General features: G+C 50.3%; 1 pseudogene. It reads left to right on the forward strand.

Going from position 1 to position 670, the window contains the following annotated elements:
• Positions 1-457 (forward strand): annotated as a pseudogene (locus EXE42_RS16315) (hypothetical protein); the annotation flags it as partial.
• Positions 458-670 lie beyond the last annotated feature (213 nt).

Here is a 670-nt window from a genome sequence, read left to right on the forward strand (position 1 = left end):
GGGCAACGAGTATGTCGATAGTCCTGGTGATGGCACTATCGAGATAACCCTCGTGAATAACGACGATACCGATGGTAACGCGTCTGGCCTCAATCAGAACGCGAAGACTGTCTTCCGAAATCTGGTCACGATTACGAACAACGGTACGCAAGATGTGGAAACACTCAATCTCGAGTTTATTACCGGTGGTGATCTCACAGAGAGCGAGCTTGACAGCGTATTTGATTTTACTGTTTCCCCTAGCGGAAACGGGAATAACGGCAGCCAATCAACAATAGATAACGGAGACGACGTGATTTCAGACAGCTACTATTCGGATAATTCGCCACTCAGCGCTGGGGAGTCGATTAATTTTGGAATTTCGATTAATTTGCTCGATAGCGGGGTTAGCGATCTGCCTGCGGATGGTAGTTATACGCTTCAGATAACCGCTGAAACTGCGAATACTAACAACTAATATCGTCGGTTCACCACGGCGCCCCGACGAGTCCCGTTCGTTCCAGGCACCGTATTCGATGGCTGGCGACACCGGCTCGCCGCCAAGAATATACGTTAACACCAAGAAAACGGAGATAATCAGCGGTTATCGGTGATTTAGTCCCATGGGTCGAAAACGAAGTCGAGACCGCTCGCGTGGCGGGTCAAGCGGAATCGTCAGCCGCCGCAAAGT

The organism is Halorubrum sp. SP3, assembly GCF_005435195.1.
Classification (GTDB): Archaea; Halobacteriota; Halobacteria; order Halobacteriales; family Haloferacaceae; genus Halorubrum; species Halorubrum sodomense.